This window comes from Cellulomonas timonensis (assembly GCF_900046455.1).
GTDB classification, from domain to species: Bacteria; Actinomycetota; Actinomycetes; order Actinomycetales; family Cellulomonadaceae; genus Cellulomonas_A; species Cellulomonas_A timonensis.
Genome location: NZ_FCOT01000011.1, coordinates 395356 through 414182, shown reverse-complemented (window position 1 = coordinate 414182; position 18827 = coordinate 395356). Strand labels below are relative to the sequence as shown.

The window sequence follows — 18827 nt, the reverse complement described above, 5'->3', positions numbered from 1 at the left end:
TCAGCGCTCGGTGGCCGCGCGCCCCTCGGCGAGCAGCAGCTGGCGCAGCAGCCCGGCCAGCTCGGCGCGCTCCCCCGCGTCGAGCGCGTCGAGCAGCGAGTCCTCGAACGCCAGGTAGCGGGGCAGCAGCTCGGCAAGCCTGCGCGCGCCCTCGGCCGTCGGGGAGATGAGGAAGCCGCGGGCGTCGTCGGGGTTCACGCCGCGCTCGATCCACCCGCCGGCCTCGAGCCGGTGCAGGCGCTTGGTGGTGGCCGGGCCGGTGAACAGCAGCGTCCGACGGAGGTCGCCGGGGCTGAGCGGCCGGTCGCTGCGGCACAGCGCGGAGACCACGTCGAACTCCGCGCGGGTCAGGTCGTGTGGGGCGAGCCAGTCCTCGCATCGGGCGAGGATCATCGGCGCGAGCCGCAGCAGCCGGCCGATCACGCCCATCGGCGCGACGTCCAGCTCGGGGCGCAGCTCGGTCCAGCGGGCCTGCATGCGGTCCACGGCGTCCCGCGCCTCCGGCCCCGCCGCCGATTCCCTGCTCATGGCCCCTCGATCCCGCGCCCGGGCGGCGCATTAGTTCACGTGTAAACTACCTGATGCACTCCGCGCGCCGCCGCCGCCGTCGAGGAGCACCACCCACTCGTCGCCCTCCGGGAGGTCACCCGCGCGTGTCCATCGCCACCCACCTGCCGCACCCCCGCGACCTCGTGCGCTTCGGCCCGCATAACGACAGCCACGCGGTCGCGGTGCGGGCGGGGATCTCCGTCGCTGCGCCCCTCTTCACCCTGACGGCCACCGGCCACGCGGGCTGGGCCGTCTACGCCGCGTTCGGGGCCTTCGTCTCCCTGTACGGCAGAATGCACGGCCACCGGCACCGCCTGCACACCCAGCTCGCCGCCTCGGCGGTCCTCGTCGCGGCGGTCACCCTCGGCGCCGCCATCGCGTCGATCCCCGCCACCGGGATTCTCCGCGCCGCGGTCCTCGTCCTCGGATGCGCCGCGATGGCGACGGTGGCGTCGGTGGTCGGCGACCTCACCCGGTGGCACCCCGTCGGCCCGCTGTTCGCGGTGTTCGCCGTGGCGACATGCGCCGAGACACATGGCTCCGGCCGCGACATCCTGACCGCGTGCGCCGTCGCGGCCGCATCGGCGATGTTCGCGACGGCGATCGGCCAGGCCGGCCGGCTCAGCCGACGCCGCCGCATGCGGCCCCGCGCACTCGCCCAGGTCGGCGGGCTCACAGAGCTGCGCGAGCCCCCCGTGATGCGGCATGCGCTCCGCTACGGCGGCGCCATCGTCGTCGCCGGAGCGCTCGCCACGTCGGTGGGCATCGGGCATCCCGGGTGGGCGATGGTCGCCGCCGTCGTCCCGCTGTCCGTGCCCGACACGCCCACCCGCCTGCTCCGCGCCGCCCACCGCGTCGTCGGCACGCTGCTCGGCATCGTCGTGGCGGCAGGGCTGCTGCACCTGCGCCTCGGCGGGTGGGAGCTCATCGCGCTGATCGTCGCCCTGCAGGTCGTCACCGAGCTGTTCGTCGGGCGGAACTACGGGTTCGCCATGCTCTTCATCACGCCGATGGCACTGCTCATGTCGACGGTCGCGGGGCATGTCGACGTCGGGCCGTTGCTGCGCGACCGCGCGGTGCAGACCGTCATCGGCGCCGCGGTGGGCATCACGATCGCGCTGCTGTCCTCCGAGCATCGCGCCTCGGTGGTCGCCGCCCGAGCCGAGCCCTCGGCCCCAGCCCCGGCCTCCGCGCCGCCGTTGACGCAGGGGGCGAGGGCCACCTGACCCGGGTCAGGCGCCGGGGCCCCCGAGCAGTTCCGCCAGCAGCGCCTCGACCCGCACGCGGATCTCGTCCCGGATGGGCCGCACAGACTCGATGCCCTGCCCGGCCGGGTCCTCCAGCACCCAGTCCTCGTACCGCTTGCCGGGGAAGATCGGGCAGACGTCGCCGCAGCCCATCGTGATGACCGCGTCGGAGGCCCGCACGGCATCCGGGGTCAGCACCTGGGGCTGGGCGGCGGTGATGTCGATGCCGACCTCGGCCATGGCCCGCACCGCGACGGGGTTGATCTGCTCGGCGGGCATCGAGCCCGCCGAGCAGACCTCGACGGCGCCGCCGGACAGCGCGGACATGAACCCCGCGGCCATCTGGGAGCGGCCGGCGTTATGGACGCAGACGAAGATCACGCTGGGCTTGTCGGTCATCGGGAGCTCCTGGCAGGGGTCGAGGCGTGCACGGGGACAGCTGTGGACGACGTGGGCACACGGGCGGGGACGGTCGGATCGCCAGGGAACCACCGCCGCCCCGCCCACAGGGCGGCATAGACGAGCCCCACGAGCACGGGCACCTCGATGAGCGGACCGACGACGCCCGCGAGCGCCTGCCCGGAGGCCGCCCCGAACGAGGCGATGGCCACGGCGATCGCCAGCTCGAAGTTGTTGCCCGCGGCGGTGAAGGACAGGGTCGTGGTGGTGGCGTAGCTCATCCCGAGCAGGCGGCCCAGGGCGAACGCCCCGCCGAACATCAGCACGAAGTAGGCCAGCAGCGGCAGCGCGATGCGCGCCACGTCGAGCGGGCGGCTCAGCACCGCCTCCCCCTGCAGGGCGAACAGCACGACGATGGTGAACAGCAGGCCGTAGAGCGCCACCGGCCCGATCCGCGGCAGGAACCGCTGCTCGTACCAGTCCCGGCCGCGCCGGCGCTCGCCCAGTGTCCGGGTGAGGAAGCCGGCGACGAGCGGGACGCCCAAGAACACCAGGACGGACACGGCGATCGACCCCACCGAGAACTGCGCGGAGGTCGTGGCCAGCCCGAGCCACCCGGGCAGCACCTGCAGGTAGAACCAGCCCAGGCCCGCGAACGCGACGATCTGGAACACGGAGTTGATCGCGACGAGCACCGCCGCGGCCTCCCGGTCACCGCAGGCGAGGTCGTTCCAGATCAGCACCATCGCGATGCAGCGCGCCAGCCCCACGATGATCAAGCCCGTCCGGTACTCGGGCTGATCGGGCAGCAGCAGCCAGGCGAGCGCGAACATCAGCGCGGGCCCGACGATCCAGTTGAGCGCGAGCGACGCCACGAGCAGCCGGCGGTCGCCGGTGACGCGGGCCGTCTCGGTGTACCGGACCTTGGCCAACACCGGGTACATCATCACGAGCAAGCCGACGGCGATCGGCACGGACATCGAGCCGATCGTGACGGACTGGAGCGCATCGCCCAGCGCCGGGACGGCACGTCCGAGCAGCAGGCCGAGCGCCATCGCGGCGAGGATCCACGCGGGCAGCAGACGGTCCAGGGCGGACAGCCGCCGCAGCACGGACTCGGACGCGGCCGACGCCTGGCTCACGCGGGCTCGGCTCACTCGGGCTCGGCTCACGCGGGCTTCGTCGCGCGGACGATGGCGCCGTGCATCCCGTCGGCGACCTCGTGCGTGAAGGCGACCTCGGCGTCGGCGAACCCGGCCGCCCGCAGACCGTCGAGGTACTCGGCGCGGGACAGCGCCCCGGCGATGCAGCCGACGTGCGAGCCACGCTCGGCACGGTCGGCGGGGCTGAGGCGGTCCTCGGCGACGACGTCGGAGATGCCGATCCGCCCGCCGGGGACCAGCACGCGGTGCGCCTCGCGCAGCACGGCGGACTTGTCGGTGGAGAGGTTGACGACGCAGTTCGAGATGACGACGTCCACGCTGGCGTCGTCGAGCGGGAGGTCCTCGATGGCGCCGTGCAGGAACTCGACGTTCTGCACTCCGGCGCGCTCGGCGTTCGCGCGGGCCAGGTCGAGCATCTCCTGGGTCATGTCCACGCCGTAGGCGAAGCCGGTAGGGCCGACGCGCCGGGCGGAGAGCAGCACGTCGATGCCGCCGCCCGAGCCCAGGTCGAGCACGCGCTCGCCGGGCGCCAGGTCGGCCACGGCCGTCGGGTTGCCGCAGCCGAGCGACGCCAGAAGGGCCTCGGCGGGCACCTGGTCGGCCGAGGCCGCGTCGTACAGCGCGCCGCCGAACTGGTCGTCGAGCTCGAGCTCGGTCCCGGCGCAGCACCCGCCCGCGCTATCGCCGCCCTGCGTGGTCACGGCGAGGGCGGCTGCGGCGTAGCGCGCCCGCACCTGCTCGCGCAGCCCGATCTGCTGCTCCTGCTGCCCACTCGCTGCTGACTCGGTCATGGCTTCCTCCATCGATGGGTGTCGATATGAGGATGGCGCCATCCATCGACGACCGTCAATATCGACAGCGCGGATCGGGCTGGCCATACTGGCCAGATGACCGCCAGCGCGACCTCCAGCGTGGACACCGCCACCAGCACCGCCTGCTGCGCCACGCTGACCCACGAGCCGCTCTCCGCGCCCGACGCCGCCGCCCTGGCCCGCACCCTCAAGGCGCTGGCCGACCCGGCGCGGCTGCGCCTGATCTCCCTCGTCGCGTCCCACGAGGGCGCCGAGGCCTGCGTCTGCGACCTCGTCGAACCCCTCGGGCTGAGCCAGCCCACGGTCTCCCACCACCTCAAGGTGCTCGTCGACGCCGGCCTGCTCACCCGCGACAAGCGCGGCGTCTGGGCCTACTACGCGCTCGTCCCCGGCGCGCTCGACGCCATCGCCGCGACCCTGACCAGCCCCGTCGCGCCGCGGTCATGACGCCGCGGTCATGACTGAGCGCGCGCCACATGCCCCGCGCGCGCCCGGCGCCGCCACCCCGCTCACCACCGCTCCCCTGACCGCCGAGCACTGGCCCGCCGTGCGGGACATCCACGCCGCCGGCATCGCCACCGGCGCCAGCACCTTCGAGAGCTCGCCGCCCACCTGGGAGGACTTCGACGCCAGCCACCTGGCCGATCAGCGCCACGTCGCCCTCGACGCGCGCGGCCAGGTGCTCGGCTGGAGCGCGGCCTCCCCCGTGTCATCGCGATGCGTGTACGCCGGAGTGGTCGAGGGCTCCGTCTACGTCGCCCCCAGCGCCCACGGCCGGGGCGTGGGGCGGCTGCTGCTCGACACCCTCGTCGACTCCACCGAGGCCGCGGGCATCTGGACGATCCAGGCCGGCGTCTTCACGGAGAACACCGCGAGCCTCGCACTGCACGCCGCCGCCGGGTTCCGCGTCGTCGGCGTCCGCGAGCGCATCGGCGTGATGACGCATGGGCCCCATGCGGGCCGGTGGCTCGACGTCGTGCTGCTGGAGCGGCGCAGCCCGCGCATCTGACCGCTCGCAGGGCGACCGCACGAACACGCGGAGCCGATGCCCCCCGAACGCCGGGGTCCTGCCCTCATCATGGGTGAGGGGCCGGAGCCGGCTCGCCACGGCGACGGGAGGGCGGGCAGATGACCGACCTGCTGCCCTCCCCGCCGATGCCCGGCGCGGAGCCGTCGACCGGCGACGGGCCCGACTGGCCGTGGCTGCCCGACGCCGCCGATGCCCCCACCGACACCGACCTCGCCCGGTACCGCGCGCAGGCGGCCCGGCTCCTCGCCGACCACGGGGTGAGCCACGGCAGCGACGACACGCAGAACGGCGCCCGTGACTGGCGGCTCGACCCGGTGCCCGTCGTCGTCCACGAGCAGGAGTGGGCCGCCCTGGAGGCGGGCCTCGTGCAGCGCGCCGAGCTGCTCGACGCGGTCCTCGCCGACCTGTACGGCCCCCAGCGCCTGCTGCGCGACGACCTGCTGCCCCCCGAGCTGGTGCTGGGCCACCCCGGGTTCCTGCGCGCGGTGCACGGGCTGCCGTCGCCGGGCGCGCGTCGGCTCGTGCTCAGCGCCACCGACCTGTGCCGCGACCCCGCAGGCGCCTGGACGGTCATGGCCGATCGGACGCAGGCCCCGGCCGGCGCGGGCTACGCGATGGAGGACCGCCGCGTCGTCGCCAGGGTGCTGGCCGGGGTGTACCGGCAGGCGCCCATCCAGCGCATCGGGCCGTTCTTCCACGCCCTGCGCCTCGCGCTGCGCGACGCGGCGCCACGGGGGGTCGACGAGCCGCGCGTGGTGCTGCTGACCTCTGGCCCGTACAGCGCGACCGCCTTCGACCAGGCCTACCTGGCGTCGATGCTCGGCCTGCCTATGGTCGAGGGCAGCGACCTGGTGGTGCGCGACGGCCGCGTGTGGGCGCAGGGCGTCGACGGCGCGGAGCAGGTGGACGTGGTGCTGCGCCGCATCGACGACGACCTGTGCGACCCGCTCGAGCTGCGTGCCGACTCCCGGCTCGGGGTGCCCGGCCTGGTGCGCGCGCTGCGGGCCGGGAGCGTCGGCGTGGTGAACCCGCTCGGCAGCTCGGTGCTGGAGAACCCCGGGCTGCTCGCCTGCCTGCCACGCCTGGCCCGGGAGGTGCTCGGGCAGGACCTCCGGCTCGGCGCCCCGGCCACGTTCTGGTGCGGAGAGGAGTCCGCGCGCGCCCACGTCCTGACGCGCCTCGACCGGATGACCGTGCGGCCCACCACCCCGCACGCGACCCCCGTGGACGGCTGGCTGCTGGGCCGCGCCGAGCGCGACGACCTCGCCGACCAGATCCGCGCGCGCCCCGAGCTGTGGGTGGGCCAGGAGCCCGTCGACGCCATGGACCCCGCCACCGGCTCGGCCCGGCTGCGCGCGTTCGCCGTCGCGCACGGCGGCGACTACCAGGTGATGCGCGGCGGGCTGGCGCGCCTGACCCCCGGGGCGGCGCAGCCCGACCCCGCGCCCGGCCCGGTGGCCAAGGACGTGTGGGTCGTGTCCTCCGAGCCCGACACGAGCCCCGACTCGTGGGTGCACGGTGACGCGGCGCCGCAGCGCATCCCCACCAGCCTCTCCCCGCGCACCGCGGAGAACCTCTTCTGGATGGGCCGTTACGCCGAGCGCGCCGAGGGCACGGTCCGCGCCCTGCGCGCCGCGGTGGACCGCTGGGAGGACTTCCACCGCGCGCCCGGCTCGACGGGCGGACGCGCGCTCGCGGTGCTGCTCGCGGCCCTCGACGCGGATGAGCCGCGGGCATGGGTGGGCCGAGCCCCCGGCGCGCATCGCACCTCCACGACCACCACCGAACTGCGCACCCAGCTCCTCGAACGGTGGCGGCCGGGAACTGTCGCCTGGTCGGTGCGCCGCCTCGCAGAGGCCGCCGCGGCAGTGCGCGACCAGCTCTCGCAGGACACGTGGCTGCCGTTGGCCAGCATGGAGCGGGCGCTCGCGGACGCCTCCGCCGAGGACCGCGACCGGTCCGGCACGCAGCCGCGCGGCGACCTGGGCGCCACCGGCATGGGCCCGGTGCTGGACCGGCTGCTGGAGGCGCTGCTCGCGGTGGCCGGCATCGGCGCCGAGAGCATGGTGCTCGACGCGGGCTGGCGCCTCCTCGACGCGGGCCGGCGCACCGAGCGGGCCCTGGGGGTGCTCGACGCCCTCGACCGCACCCTGACCCTCCGCCGATCGGACGACGTCGACTCGCTGGTGGTCGAGTCCGTGCTGCTCGCCCACGAGTCGATCCTCACGTACCGCCGCCGCAACCAGTCGAGGGCGAGCGTCACGACGGTGCTCGACCTGCTGCTCACCGACGCCTCCAACCCGCGCTCGCTCGCGTTCCAGCTCGGCCGGCTGCGGGAGGACCTGGCGGCGGTCCCGACCCCGCGCGAGCCGCTCGACCAGTGCGACCGGCTGCTGCACGACCTCGCGGACCTGCTCACCGAGCTGGACACCACGGCCGTCGCCCTCGCGTCGGAGGATGGGCGGCGCGACCGCCTCGCCGACGCGCTCGAGTCGCTGCGCTGGCGGCTGCGGGCCGTGGCCGACGAGATCAACCGCGTGTACTTCACCCACCCCACTCCGAGCCGTGCGTACGACGAGGTGTGGGGCGCCAGCGAGTCCGGTGGCCCGGGCCGGGTCGACGACGAGGGCCCGGAGCCTGGCCGATGAGCGGGGCCCAGCCGGCGCGGACCTACGCGGTGGTGCACCGCACGTCCTACCGGTACAGCGAGCCGGTGACCCGCTCCTACGGGCGCACCACGCTGCTGCCCCGCGACCTGCCCGATCAGCACGTCCTCGGGTCCGCGGTCACGGTGGACCCGGCGCCAGCGGACACCGACGCGCACGTCGACTACTTCGGGAACGGGTCGACGTACTTCGCGGTGACCACCCCGCACCGCGAGCTGGTCGTCACGGCACGGTCCACCGTGGCCGTGTCCCGGGTGGCGGCAAGCGTCGCGACGCTGCCCGACATCAGCTGGGAGGACGCCACCCGAGCCGCCCGCGCCGAGATCCCGCTCCGCGAGGCGCTGCTGCCGTCCCGGCACGTCGCGCTGTCCGCCGAGGTGCGGGCCTGGTCGGCGCCCACGTTCACGCCGGGACGTCCGCTCGGCGAGGTCCTCGCGGAGCTCAGCCACCGCATCCGGACCGAGCTCTCCTACCGCCCCGGATCCACCACCGTCGGCACCACGCAGGCCGAGGTGCTGGCCCAGGGCGCGGGCGTCTGCCAGGACTTCGCCCATCTGATGATCGCGGCGCTGCGCGTGCACGGCCTGCCGGCTCGGTACGCGAGCGGCTACCTGGAGACCTCGCCCCCGCCGGGCCGCCCGAAGCTGCGGGGCGCCGACGCCTCGCATGCGTGGGTGTCCGCGTGGGTGCCGGGCGCCGGGTGGGTGGAGGTCGATCCCACCAACGACCTGTTCGTGGGCGACCGGCACGTGATCCTCGGGTGGGGGCGGGACTATGCGGACGTGCCGCCGCTGCGGGGCGTGATCTTCACCGAGGGCGCGGGCTCCGACCTGACGGTGTCGGTGGACCTCGAGCTGCTGTCCACCGACTCGTCAACAGGGCCGTCCACAGTCTGACCCGCAGAGATACGCGGAGAACACAGGGCTGTGGACAACTCCTGTGGACAACTTGCCCTTCGGAAGCGCCGATCCACCCCGCCTCGGGCAATCAGCGTTCGGAGCCCCTGACCCGCACGCCCAGTTCAGCCGGGCCCACCAGGAACCCGCCGTCGTCGACCACCGCACCGCCCACCGCCGGCATCAGCGCCGCCACCACCCGTGCGACCACGGGCGCCACCCGGCTGCGGGCGATCAGATGCGACGTCGTCGGATGCGGGGCGTCGAGCTCGGCAGGGTGGGGCGGCTCCCATCGGACGGCGTAGGCGAACGGCCCGTGGTCGCGCCACCCGATCGAGTCGAGCACCACCGGTCCGTCCGCGCGGGCGAACCGCAGCCGCACGTCGCCGTCGTACTCGAACCGCGCGACCAGCTCATACGGCGCCGCCGCCAAGGCGCCCATGCCGTGCGACGCATCCGGGGCCGACGTGCTGACCCGTGCGCCCGGCAGCCGCGGCCGCACCAGGCGGACGAGCGCGTCGAGGGGCAGCGCCACCGCCGACCACAGCGTCAGGTCCACGACCATCGCGGCGTCATACGTGGAGATCGCGGACCGATCCGGCGCGACGACCACTCCGCCCGCATGCCGTGCGGCCGCGGTGAGCCACCGCATCACGTGGGCAGGCGGCAGGACGGAGTCGTGCTGGACCTCGTAGCCGTCGAGCAATCGGGTCGCTGAGCGAGGGCCGCTGGACATCGACACCGGCGCCTCGAGGTGGTGCGGCCCCGACAGCACCGCGTCGGGGCCGATGCGCAGGATGCCGGGCTGGGCGGCGGCGTCCTGCGCCAGCCCGCGGAACCGGGCCCCCGCCATCGGCCGGGCGGAGCGCTGAGCCTGGGCGGCGGTCACCGGGGCGCGCTCCCATGCCGCGCGCGGGAACCACGCCGCGGCGAGTGCGAGCACGTCTTGTCCCTGCGGGAGGCCGAGCACGGGCCCGCCCGCGACGCCGGGCACGAGGGTGAGCATGCGGCGGACGGTACCGAGGCGATGCTGCCGGGAGGTTTCCACTCCGTGTGCACCGTGGGTCTCCGTGAGCGACGCCTGTCGATCACCCTCAGGACGCCCGTCCACCGGTGCGTCCACAGGTTCACCCGCGTGAGCGTCGCTCTGTGCACACAGGTGTGGACAGAGCCTGTGGATAACTGCGGGCGGCGTCAGCCCCGCACGTCGTGCAGGTGGTGGACCACGTCATGCAGGAAGTACTGCCCGAGGGTGCGGACGGTGAAGACCGACCCATTGGAACGGAGCCCCGGCCGCTCGAGATCCTCCTCGCGCACGGTGTCGAGCTCGGCCGCGAACTCCTCCGCCGCCCTGGCGAGGTCGTCGGCCACGACCGCCGGGTCTTGTAGGTCGTACCGCTGCTCCACCGCCGTCGCGTCCTGGTCCCAGTTGTCGAACCGCGGGTCATCCTCGTCGAGCATCCGGCGCAGCCGCCCCGCGAAGACCCGGTGCACATCACGGACGTGCGCGCCGTACTCGAGCACCGACCACGTCGTCGGCTCCGGGCGAACCCCCACGTCAGGGCGGTGCAACGCCGCCAGCCAGCGGGGGATCAAGTCCCGCACCGTGCCGCTGAGGGCCGCCGGGGCAACGTCGTCCGGGCGGAACCCGCACTCGTCGCAACCGGCGTCGACGACCGCCGTCCAGTCCTTGGTGTCGGGGACGATCGGCGGCGCGGACCGGGGCATCTCGGGCACGGGAGACGTCATGCGTGCACCCTAGCCCCCGACCTCCGACGCAGGGCAGGGGCGACCCGTCGAACATAGTTGGCCCGGCCTGCCCCGCGGTCCGCTCAGGGTGCCGCACGTCTCCCCCCGGGCGTGCGGCACCCCGGCGGTCCAACCGAGGGGACAAGCCCCTCAGCCGGAGTCGGAGACCCCCACGACCTGGATCTCCGCGGCGGGTCAAGCCGGTAGAAACCACCGTAAGCGCCCACACGTTGCAGCCGGGTTGCAGTTTCCGACCGATCTGAAGGGAATTCTCCCCAGCCTGTCCACAGGCTCGAAGACGCCCGGGTCACCGGCGCAAATGCCTCGCCGGGCCCACCCCGAGCTCGCGGGACAGCAGGTCCAGCCGGCCGTGCGCCCGCGCCCACCGCGGCGATCCCGTCGTCGAGAGGCGCGCGAGGCCCTGCCATGCCTGCCAGTCCTCCGCGCCCTCATCCGTCGCCACCCACCGCTCGAGCGCGCGGGCATCCTGCGACGCGAGCACCGACGCCCGCAGCTCGGCGCTCAACTCGGCGCGCAGGCGCTCCACCCCCGGCGCGCGCGAGCGCGCCAGCACCGGTCCGGAATAGCTCGCCAGGGCTCCCAGCACGTCGCCCGACGCGAGCGCCGTGCGGACCGCGTCGGCGTCCGTGTACAGCGGAACCGCCAACCTGTACGGACGCGACTCGCCCAGCAGCGGGCCCACAGCCCGACGCAGCCGCCACACCTCCGCTCGCACCGTCACGTCGCTCAGGTGGTCCTGGTGCAGGTGCACCGCGAGCTCCTCGCCGCTGAGCCCCCGGGGGTTCGCGGCGAGCAGGAGCAGCAGCTCCGCATGGCGCAGGCTCAGGCTCCGCGTGACACCCGGATCGGGCCCGTGCAGGACGCCGGCATTCTGTCCCAGCACCTCGAGGCGCGCCGTGCCGGGCGCACGCGGCCCGATGCCCGCCTGCGGGTTCTGCTCCCCGGCGCCGATCCGCAGCGCCCCCGTCGCAGCTGCCAGCTCGAGCTCGACAGCCATCACCGTCGCGCGCACCAGCGAGAGCATCAGGCCCGACGCGACATGGTCGCCGCCCGTCACGTCGAGCACGCCGAGCACCCGGCGCGTCGCGAGATCCCGCACCGGGACGGCCGAGCAGCTCCACGGCTGCACCGAGCGGGTGAAGTGCTCCGCGGAGAACACCTGCAACGCGCGACGCGCGGCGATGGCCGTTCCCGGCGCATTCGTCCCGGCGTATTCCTCACCCCAGGACGCGCCCTCGACGAACCCCACGCGATCGACGGCTTTGCGCACCTTGCCGTCACCCTCGACCCACAGCAGGCGCCCGACGTCGTCCGTCAGCGCCGTGACAATCCCATCCCCCACGGCGCCCTCGACGAGCAGCCTGCGCACCGCGGGCATGGCGGCCGCCAACGGGTGGTCCCGACGGTAGGCGGCCAGTTCAGCGGCGGTGAGGTCGACCGGCGCCAGCGGCTGCTCGGGGTTCACGCCGTTACGCGCACTGCGACGCCACGAGCTCGCGACCACGGGCCGCACCCCGTTCTCGAGCGTGCCGGTGGTCAGGAACGCCTCGTGGGCCGAGCGCAGGCTGGCCGCGAGGATGGAGGGGTCCACCCCGGGCGGCACGGCGGGCACTTCTCGTCGGCGCATCACACACCCTTCCCGACCTCGTCGTCGAGCGGCTGTCGTCGAGTGATTCGTCCCGATTCTAGATCGATAGTGGCAAATGTCGAAAGAAGACACTTTCGCAATGGAATTCGAGGCGGCGAGTTCCCCCACATGCCGAGAACGGCGCCGATCGGCCAATACCTCGACCGATCAGCGCCGTCCTCTTGCCGATGACGCTGGCGTCAGCCCTCGACGCGCGCCTCCACCGGCGACGTCCGTGCCCGGCGCCGCGCGACCAGCACCAGGGCGCCACCGAAGGCGATCAGCAGCAACGCGTACGCGATCGCGTCGAGGTCGCCGCCCGTGGTGGCCAGCACCCCGCCCTTGCCGTACTTGGCGAGGGCCGCCCCCGACGCGCTCGTGCAGTCCGTCTCGGCGCCCAGCGGCAGCGTGAACGACACCGGGTCCAGCGCCGCACCCGCGGCGTAGAAGCCCTCGAACGCCGGGGCCGCCGCGGCAGCCAACGTCGCGGGGACGCCCTGCCACGTCAGCTTGTCGCCGGAGCGGGAGGCCGTGCCGTCGCCGAGGCGCAGCGTCGCCACCGCGATGCCCGAGTAGGACTTCTCCGCGGTGCGCACATCCGCCACGAGCGTCGCGGACGTGGAGCTGTTCACCTGGACGCGCGGATTCGAGATGGTCACGTCGAGCACGCCGCCGTGGCCGCTGAACCGCACCGACCCGGCGTAGGCCGCGCGGCCCACGCCGTCATTGGTGTTGAACGTGCCGCTGCCAGCGCTCCAGGTCCACGGACCCGAGCCCGAGACGCCGGTGGCGGTGATGGAGCCGTTGGCGATGCTCCCCGTGATGTAGTCGCGGAAGTCGCTCTTGACGCCCCACGTGAGCGTGGCGCCGGAGACGACGCGCGCCACGCAGACCGGCGTCGCGGCCGCGACGGTCACCGGGAACGCGACCTGGCGACCATCGGCGGCGATCACCACGAGGTGGTGGCTGCCCGCGGGCGTGTTGGCCGGGAGCGTCACGGTGGTCCGGACCGTGCCCGTCGCGTCGGCCGTGAGGCCGGTGGCGAGGACGATCGGGTCGGAGTGCAGCTCGAGGCGGATGCCCGTCTCGTTCGGCTGGAAGCCGCTGGCGACGATCGTCACCGACTGGCCAGCGGTCACGCCGCCGCCGGTCGGGACGCCCTCGACGGCCAGCACCGGGGGCGCCACGGGCGTCGGGGTCGGCAGCGTGCCACCGGTGGACTTCGTGGTGAACGTGATCGGCCCGGAGACCGCGTCAAGCGACCGGTCGGAGCCCGAGCAGGCGTGGGCGCAGAAGACCGCTGCGACGTAGGTGGAGCCCGCGGCCGCCGTGCCGGCCTTGAGGGTGAGGGTCGTGGTGAACGAGCCGTCCGCGGCGATTCGCGCTGCCGGGGCGTAGGCCTGGGCCGCCCAGCCGTCCTGCGACGGCGCCGTGCCCGGGGTCCACTGCCCGGACGTGCCGAGGTTGACGTAGACGCCCTGGTAGGCCAGCGCGCCGGCGAAACCGGCGCCGGTCACGGTGATCTTCTGGTCGACCGTCGGGTCGAGGTTCGTGGCCGGGCTCACCGTCAGGCGCGGGGCCGCCGGGTTGGCCGGCTGCTCGGGCTCGGGCGCCACCGGGGTCGAGGTGTAGTTGACCGGGATGAAGATCTCCTGGTCGGCGTTCGTCGTGCCGCCGGCGGCGTAGGTGTACACGCCGACAGCGCCGCCCTCGATCAGCTTGGGCTCGGCGATGGTGAGCGTCGCCGTGAACGTGCCGTCAGCGGCCAGCGGGACCCACTCCTTGCGGATCGCGGGCTGCATCGCCTCGCTGACCTGCGTCAGGACGGACTCGGGGAGGACCCAACCCTGCGACGCGCTCGTGCGGACCCCGGAGGCCGTGGTCTGCGAGGGGCGCCAGACGGCGGCCGTCGAGCCGAACACCACGTACGCGCCCTGCGGGAGGGTCTTCGGGATCGGCGCGCCGCGGCCGCCGACGTTGGCGTTCGGGTCGTACCCCTTGCCCTTGACGACGATCTTGTCGCCGGCGCGGACGGCCGTGCTGCCGAGCGACGTCGTGCCGTCAGCGGCGTAGAGCGTCAGCGCGGGGGTCCACGTCGTGGGCTCCGGCTCGGTGAGGGCGAGGGCTCCGGGGAGGAGGTGGGCTCCGGCGTCGGGGTGGGCTCCGGCGCTGCCGCGTAGGCCACCGGGCTGCTCAGGTTCTGCGTCTGATCGGCAAACGCGCCCTGGCCGTGCGCTTTGGAGACGTAGACGCTGACGCCTGCGCTCGTGGGCGCGGGGACGGTCAACGTGACGCTGAAGGAGCCATCCGCCTCGAGCGGCGCGGTGGTGGCGCTCGCCGCCTGGCCCTGCGCCACCCACACTGTGCTGGCGATCGTGGCCTTGTAGAAGTTCGCGGCGCCAGTGGCGCCGAGGCCGACGTACACCCCGATCTCATCCACAGCGAAGCCCGTGCCGGTGATGGTGATCTCGCCACCGCCCTCGGCGGCAGTCGAGACGTCAATGCTCGGCGCCTCGGCGGCGTTGGCCATCCCGGCCATCCCGACGACAGCCGTGGTGGCGGCTATCGCGGCCGCGGTCAGCGCGGCGAGGACTCGCCCGGCGGACCGGGCCCTCCTATTTCCTGTCAGCACAGGAGAGCTCCTTCAGTTCGGGCGCGGTCTGGCGCCGGGGTGGGCGAGAAGTGCGCGTGATGCGGGTGCGCGTGGTGCGGATGCTCGGTGGTGCGGGTGCGAGTGCGGGTGCGGGCAGTCAGTTGGCGCGAGGGCTGGCTGGGTCGTCGTCATCGGCGGCCTGGGCGGCGAGCGCCCCTCGACGGCGACGAGCCAGCAGGAGGCCGCCGGCGATGGCGGCCAGGAGCACGACGCCGATCACTCCGGCGACGAGGGGGCCGTTCACGCCCGTGTCGTCGTCCGCCTCGGCGGCGGCGTCGACGGGCTCGGCGCTCTCGGCCTCGTCGGCGACGCTCTCCGTCGGCTCGGCGGCAGGCGTCGCGTCGGCGGTGGGGGTCTCGGCGGCGGGGGCCTCAGTGGCGCCCTCGGCGGCGAACGTGATCGGGATGAGCACGTCCCCCGTGCGGTCGTCCGCGCGGGTGTGGTCGTACCGGACGGTCACGGCGCAGGAGACCTCACGGCAGTTCACCCCGGCCACGGCGTCCTCGGCGACGGCAGGCAGGGTGACCTCGAACGTGCCGCCAGGCCCGAACGGCGTCGTCAGCCCGGCGGCATAGGACGGCGGGCTGGAGGAGATCCATGCGGAGCCGCCCGCAGTCCCCTCCATGTCGACGCCGCCGAGGCAGGGCGTGGGCGTGGCGCCCGGGCCGTTGTCGACGCAGATGGCGACGTAGATCCCCTTGGCCTCGTCGAATCCGGCGCCGGTGACCGCCACCGGCTGCCCGGGCGTGAGGCCGTTGGTCTGCGAGACCGTGAGGTCTCCGGCCGGCGCGGCGGACGCGGCGGTGGCGCCCGTCATCGCACAGGCGACGAGCGCTGTCACGGCCAGGAGGCGTCGGGTGAGGTCAGGTCGTTGCACGAGCCGGACCGTACTACGACTTAGGGTTACCTTCCTAATGTTAGCCTTACCTCCGCAGGGCGGTGCAGGGGCACGGATACCAGGAGAGACATGATGAATGGCGCACGCATGCGTCCGCGTAACGCCGCGCTCTCCGCCCTCGCCGGACTGCTGAGCGCCGTGCTGCTGGTCGGCTGCACCGCCGCGGACGCGGCCCCGACCGCGAGCGCGCCATCCGACCTCGGCCCCGCGACCGCTGTCGTGGCGGACGCGAGCATCCACCCCATCACCACCGACCCGCAGCCACAGCTGCCGGTGACCGTCCGCTCCTTCGATGGCGTGGACGTCACCGTCACCGACGTGAGCCGGATCATCGCCGTGGACCTCTACGGCACGCTCGGCGAGATCGTCTACACCCTGGGCCTCGGCGACAACGTGGTCGGGCGCGACCGGGCGACCGGGTTCGCGGAGGCCGCCGACGTCCCGCTCGTCTCGGCTGCCGGCCACGACCTCAACGCGGAGTCGATCCTCGCCCTGAACCCGACGGTCATCCTCACGGACACCTCGATCGGCCCCTCCGAGGTGCAGGCCCAGCTCCGCGCAGCCGGCATCCCCGTCGTCTACTTCGACCCCGAGCGCACCCTCGAGGGCATCGGCCCGCAGATCACCGCCGTCGCCACCGCGCTGGGCGTGCCGGACGACGGCGCCGCGTTGGTCGAGCGCGTGGAGGGCGAGATCGCCAGCGCGGTCGAGCTGGCGCCATCCGACGGCGAGGCGCCGCGCATCGCGTTCCTCTACCTGCGCGGCACGGCCGGGGTGTACTTGCTGGGCGGCCCGGGCTCAGGGGCAGACGCGATGGTCCAGGCCATCGGCGCCGTCGACGTCGGCACTGATGTGGGCCTCAACCGCCCCTACGTGAACCTGACCAGCGAGGCGCTCATCAGCTCGGCGCCGGACGTCATCCTCATGCTCTCCGAGGGTCTGAAGTCAGTGGGCGGCGTGGACGGGCTGCTCGGCATCACGGGGATCGCGCAGACCCCCGCAGGCGAGAACCGGCGCGTGGTCGACATGAGCGACACGACGCTGCTGAGCTTCGGGCCGCGCACGGGCGCCACCGTGCTCGCCCTGGCCGAGGCCGTCTACGGGACCTCGCGATGACGGCTGACGTCGCCGCCCCGGCCAGGCCGACGGCGCCTGGCGCGCCTGACCCGTCCACCGTGGCGTCGAGCCGCAACCGTGGGCGGCTGCTGCTCATCCTGCTGGCCGTCGGCGTGCTGGTCGCGGCCGTCGTGGCCGCGGGCGTCGGGCAGGTCCGCATCCCACCCGCCGAGGTGCTGGGCTCGCTACTGCACCGCGTCGGCCTGGACGTGGGCCCGCTGCCGAGCCACCCCCAGGGCGAGAACACGCTGTGGCTGGTGCGGTTCCCCCGCATCACACTCGCGCTGCTGGTGGGCGCCGCGCTCGGCTGCGCGGGCGCGCTGATGCAGGGCGTCTTCGCCAACCCCCTCGCCGAGCCCGGGATCATCGGGGTGTCCTCCGGCGCGGCGGTCGGCGCGTGCGCGGTCATCGTCTTCGGCGGGGCGCTCACCGCGGGCCCGTGGATCGCCGCAGCGGCGTTCGTCGGCGGGCTGATCACCACGTTCGCCGTGTACGGGCTGTCCCGCTCGGGTGGCCGCACCGAGGTCGTCACCCTGGTGCTCACGGGCGTCGCCATCAACGCGTTCGCGGGAGGGCTGCTGGCCTTCTTCACCTTCATCGCCTCGCCGGCCGCGCGTGAGCAGATCGTCTTCTGGCAGCTCGGGTCCCTCAACGGCTCGTCTTGGTCGTCGGTGGCGATCGTCGCCCCACTGGTGATCGTGGGCCTCGCCGTCGCGATGGCCCTGTCCCGCCGGCTGGACCTGCTCTCCTTGGGCGAGCGCGCGGCCCGGCACCTGGGCGTCAACGTGGAACGGCTCCGCCAGGGCGTCATCGTGCTGGTGGCCGTGCTCGTCGCCTCGGGGGTGGCGTTCACCGGCATCATCGCGTTCGTGGGGCTCGTGGTGCCGCACCTGGTCCGGATCCTGGCGGGCCCGGGGCACCGCCTGCTGGTCCCCGGATCGGCCCTGGGCGGCGCCCTCGTGCTCGTCGTGGCGGACCTGGTGGCCCGCACGGCCATCGCCAACGCGGACCTGCCGCTGGGCATGCTCACGTCGTTGGTGGGCGGCCCGTTCTTCTTCTGGCTGCTGCGCCGCACCCGCGCCACGCAGGGCGGCTGGGCGTGAGCGCGCGCGGGCTGTTCTGGCGCCGGCCGGTCCGGCTGCCATCGCCCCCTGCGCCGGGCGAGCTCGTGGCACAGGTGCGGGGGGCGCATCTGACCCGCGGCGCCAGCGAGGTGCTGCAGGGCGTCGACCTGGAGGTGCGCGCCGGCGAGGTGCGGGCGCTGCTAGGCCCCAACGGCGCCGGGAAGTCGTCGCTGCTGGGCGTCCTCACGGGCGACCTGGCGCCGTCCGCTGGAGCCGTGGAGATCGACGGGCGGCCGCTCGGGCACTGGAGCACCGTCGAGCTGGCACTGCGCCGGGCCGTGCTGCTCCAGCAGGTGGGCGTCTCGTTCCCGTTCACCGTGACCGAGGTGGTGCGGATGGGCCGTGCGCCATGGCGTGGCACCCCGCTCGACCTGGAGGACGACGACGCGGTGACGCAGGCGCTGGCCGCCGCCGACGTGACGCATCTGGCGGAGCGGCAGTTCACGGAGCTCTCAGGCGGCGAGCGCGCGCGGGCCGCCCTGGCCCGGGTGCTCGCGCAGCGCACCGGGGTGCTGCTGCTCGACGAGCCGACGGCCGCCCTGGACCTGCGCCATCAGGAGCTGGTGCTCCAACTCGCGCAGCGGCATGCGCGCGAGGGTGGCGCCGTCGTGGTGGTGGTGCACGACTTGGGGCTCGCGGCCGCGTATGCGGATCAAGTGACGGTGCTGGCCAGGGGCCACGTCGTGGCGGATGGGCCGCCTGCCGAGGCGCTCACCGCCGAGCTGCTCAGCGAGGTCTACGAGTACCCGGTGGACGTCTTCGACCACCCGCGCACCTCACAACAGGTCATCTTGCCGGTGCGCTGACCCTGGACACCGCGCAGCGCCGCGCCGCCCTCGGTGGCCGGACTACCTGACACATGGTGGGAGAATGTCAG

The 18827-nt window shown here is 74.1% G+C and carries 18 protein-coding genes; 8 read left to right on the top strand and 10 right to left on the bottom strand.

Annotated elements, in window-relative coordinates; genetic code table 11:
* A complete protein-coding gene (locus tag BN3788_RS07450; protein WP_082812681.1) occupies window positions 1–528 on the bottom strand; it encodes a MarR family winged helix-turn-helix transcriptional regulator in 528 nt (175 codons plus the stop codon).
* A 125-nt stretch (window positions 529–653) separates the two neighbouring features.
* On the opposite strand from BN3788_RS07450, the gene BN3788_RS07445 reads away from it, so the two are divergent.
* Window positions 654–1775: an FUSC family protein gene (locus BN3788_RS07445; protein ID WP_066583781.1), complete on the top strand. Its 1122-nt coding sequence runs from the start codon at window positions 654–656 to the stop codon at window positions 1773–1775.
* 6 nt (window positions 1776–1781) lie between these two features.
* Here BN3788_RS07445 and BN3788_RS07440 read toward each other — a convergent pair whose 3' ends face one another.
* The 3 genes from BN3788_RS07440 to arsM form a co-directional block, all read right to left on the bottom strand.
* Window positions 1782–2195 (bottom strand): arsenate reductase ArsC, encoded by a 414-nt coding sequence (locus tag BN3788_RS07440; protein ID WP_066583774.1) that lies wholly within the window; start codon window positions 2193–2195, stop codon window positions 1782–1784.
* On the bottom strand, window positions 2192–3250 hold the full coding sequence (gene arsB, locus BN3788_RS07435) for an ACR3 family arsenite efflux transporter (protein ID WP_390619896.1): 1059 nt from the start codon (window positions 3248–3250) through the stop codon (window positions 2192–2194). Before arsB ends, BN3788_RS07440 begins: the two co-directional genes overlap by 4 nt.
* 113 nt (window positions 3251–3363) lie before the next feature.
* The gene (arsM, locus tag BN3788_RS07430; RefSeq protein WP_066583772.1) at window positions 3364–4149 is read right to left on the bottom strand and encodes an arsenite methyltransferase; all 786 of its coding nucleotides are present in this window, start codon (window positions 4147–4149) and stop codon (window positions 3364–3366) included.
* 96 nt (window positions 4150–4245) lie between these two features.
* Between arsM and BN3788_RS07425 the strand changes: the two genes are divergently transcribed.
* The 4 genes from BN3788_RS07425 (at window position 4246) to BN3788_RS07410 (ending at window position 8762) form a co-directional block, all read left to right on the top strand.
* Window positions 4246–4617 (top strand): ArsR/SmtB family transcription factor, encoded by a 372-nt coding sequence (locus BN3788_RS07425; protein ID WP_066583770.1) that lies wholly within the window; start codon window positions 4246–4248, stop codon window positions 4615–4617.
* Between the two features lie 10 nt (window positions 4618–4627).
* Window positions 4628–5179, top strand: a complete 552-nt coding sequence (locus tag BN3788_RS07420) for a GNAT family N-acetyltransferase (RefSeq protein ID WP_082812680.1) — start codon at window positions 4628–4630, stop codon at window positions 5177–5179.
* Between the two features lie 119 nt (window positions 5180–5298).
* Entirely contained in the window at window positions 5299–7848 is a 2550-nt protein-coding gene (locus BN3788_RS07415) for a circularly permuted type 2 ATP-grasp protein (protein ID WP_066583768.1), read from the top strand.
* Window positions 7845–8762, top strand: a complete 918-nt coding sequence (locus BN3788_RS07410; protein WP_066583766.1) for a transglutaminase family protein — start codon at window positions 7845–7847, stop codon at window positions 8760–8762. The genes BN3788_RS07415 and BN3788_RS07410 overlap by 4 nt, the downstream gene beginning before the upstream one ends.
* A gap of 91 nt (window positions 8763–8853) precedes the next feature.
* Here BN3788_RS07410 and BN3788_RS07405 read toward each other — a convergent pair whose 3' ends face one another.
* The 6 genes from BN3788_RS07405 to BN3788_RS07375 form a co-directional block, all read right to left on the bottom strand.
* Complete coding sequence (locus BN3788_RS07405; protein WP_066583764.1) at window positions 8854–9768, bottom strand: hypothetical protein; 915 nt, start codon at window positions 9766–9768, stop codon at window positions 8854–8856.
* A gap of 188 nt (window positions 9769–9956) precedes the next feature.
* Window positions 9957–10511, bottom strand: coding sequence for a DinB family protein (locus tag BN3788_RS07400; protein ID WP_082812679.1), 555 nt, complete (start codon window positions 10509–10511; stop codon window positions 9957–9959).
* Between the two features lie 307 nt (window positions 10512–10818).
* The gene (locus tag BN3788_RS07395; protein WP_234346528.1) at window positions 10819–12159 is read right to left on the bottom strand and encodes a sigma-54-dependent transcriptional regulator family protein; all 1341 of its coding nucleotides are present in this window, start codon (window positions 12157–12159) and stop codon (window positions 10819–10821) included.
* A 200-nt stretch (window positions 12160–12359) separates the two neighbouring features.
* On the bottom strand, window positions 12360–14084 hold the full coding sequence (locus BN3788_RS07390) for an HtaA domain-containing protein (RefSeq protein ID WP_066583751.1): 1725 nt from the start codon (window positions 14082–14084) through the stop codon (window positions 12360–12362).
* A gap of 152 nt (window positions 14085–14236) precedes the next feature.
* Complete coding sequence (locus tag BN3788_RS07380) at window positions 14237–14791, bottom strand: IPT/TIG domain-containing protein (protein ID WP_147525085.1); 555 nt, start codon at window positions 14789–14791, stop codon at window positions 14237–14239.
* Between the two features lie 118 nt (window positions 14792–14909).
* Window positions 14910–15689 (bottom strand): hypothetical protein, encoded by a 780-nt coding sequence (locus BN3788_RS07375; RefSeq protein WP_147525084.1) that lies wholly within the window; start codon window positions 15687–15689, stop codon window positions 14910–14912.
* A gap of 108 nt (window positions 15690–15797) precedes the next feature.
* On the opposite strand from BN3788_RS07375, the gene BN3788_RS07370 reads away from it, so the two are divergent.
* The 3 genes from BN3788_RS07370 to BN3788_RS07360 are packed head-to-tail and all read left to right on the top strand — an operon-like array spanning window position 15798 to window position 18756.
* Window positions 15798–16826, top strand: coding sequence for a heme/hemin ABC transporter substrate-binding protein (locus BN3788_RS07370; protein WP_066584385.1), 1029 nt, complete (start codon window positions 15798–15800; stop codon window positions 16824–16826).
* Complete coding sequence (locus tag BN3788_RS07365) at window positions 16823–17929, top strand: FecCD family ABC transporter permease (protein WP_066583731.1); 1107 nt, start codon at window positions 16823–16825, stop codon at window positions 17927–17929. Before BN3788_RS07370 ends, BN3788_RS07365 begins: the two co-directional genes overlap by 4 nt.
* Window positions 17926–18756: a heme ABC transporter ATP-binding protein gene (locus BN3788_RS07360; protein WP_315969747.1), complete on the top strand. Its 831-nt coding sequence runs from the start codon at window positions 17926–17928 to the stop codon at window positions 18754–18756. The genes BN3788_RS07365 and BN3788_RS07360 overlap by 4 nt, the downstream gene beginning before the upstream one ends.
* Window positions 18757–18827: the final 71 nt, after the last annotated feature.

Bases quoted from the DNA above. Each gene is read 5' to 3' on its own strand.
- BN3788_RS07405 (WP_066583764.1), bottom strand. From the start codon at position 9,768: ATGCTCACCCTCGTGCCCGGCGTCGCGGGCGGGCCCGTGCTCGGCCTC.
- BN3788_RS07415 (WP_066583768.1), top strand. From the start codon at position 5,299: ATGACCGACCTGCTGCCCTCCCCGCCGATGCCCGGCGCGGAGCCGTCG.
- BN3788_RS07370 (WP_066584385.1), top strand. From the start codon at position 15,798: ATGCGTCCGCGTAACGCCGCGCTCTCCGCCCTCGCCGGACTGCTGAGC.
- BN3788_RS07395 (WP_234346528.1), bottom strand. From the start codon at position 12,159: ATGCGCCGACGAGAAGTGCCCGCCGTGCCGCCCGGGGTGGACCCCTCC.
- BN3788_RS07400 (WP_082812679.1), bottom strand. From the start codon at position 10,511: ATGACGTCTCCCGTGCCCGAGATGCCCCGGTCCGCGCCGCCGATCGTC.
- BN3788_RS07425 (WP_066583770.1), top strand. From the start codon at position 4,246: ATGACCGCCAGCGCGACCTCCAGCGTGGACACCGCCACCAGCACCGCC.
- BN3788_RS07410 (WP_066583766.1), top strand. From the start codon at position 7,845: ATGAGCGGGGCCCAGCCGGCGCGGACCTACGCGGTGGTGCACCGCACG.
- BN3788_RS07440 (WP_066583774.1), bottom strand. From the start codon at position 2,195: ATGACCGACAAGCCCAGCGTGATCTTCGTCTGCGTCCATAACGCCGGC.
- BN3788_RS07420 (WP_082812680.1), top strand. From the start codon at position 4,628: ATGACTGAGCGCGCGCCACATGCCCCGCGCGCGCCCGGCGCCGCCACC.
- arsB (WP_390619896.1), bottom strand. From the start codon at position 3,250: ATGGCGCTCGGCCTGCTGCTCGGACGTGCCGTCCCGGCGCTGGGCGAT.
- arsM (WP_066583772.1), bottom strand. From the start codon at position 4,149: ATGACCGAGTCAGCAGCGAGTGGGCAGCAGGAGCAGCAGATCGGGCTG.
- BN3788_RS07365 (WP_066583731.1), top strand. From the start codon at position 16,823: ATGACGGCTGACGTCGCCGCCCCGGCCAGGCCGACGGCGCCTGGCGCG.
- BN3788_RS07450 (WP_082812681.1), bottom strand. From the start codon at position 528: ATGAGCAGGGAATCGGCGGCGGGGCCGGAGGCGCGGGACGCCGTGGAC.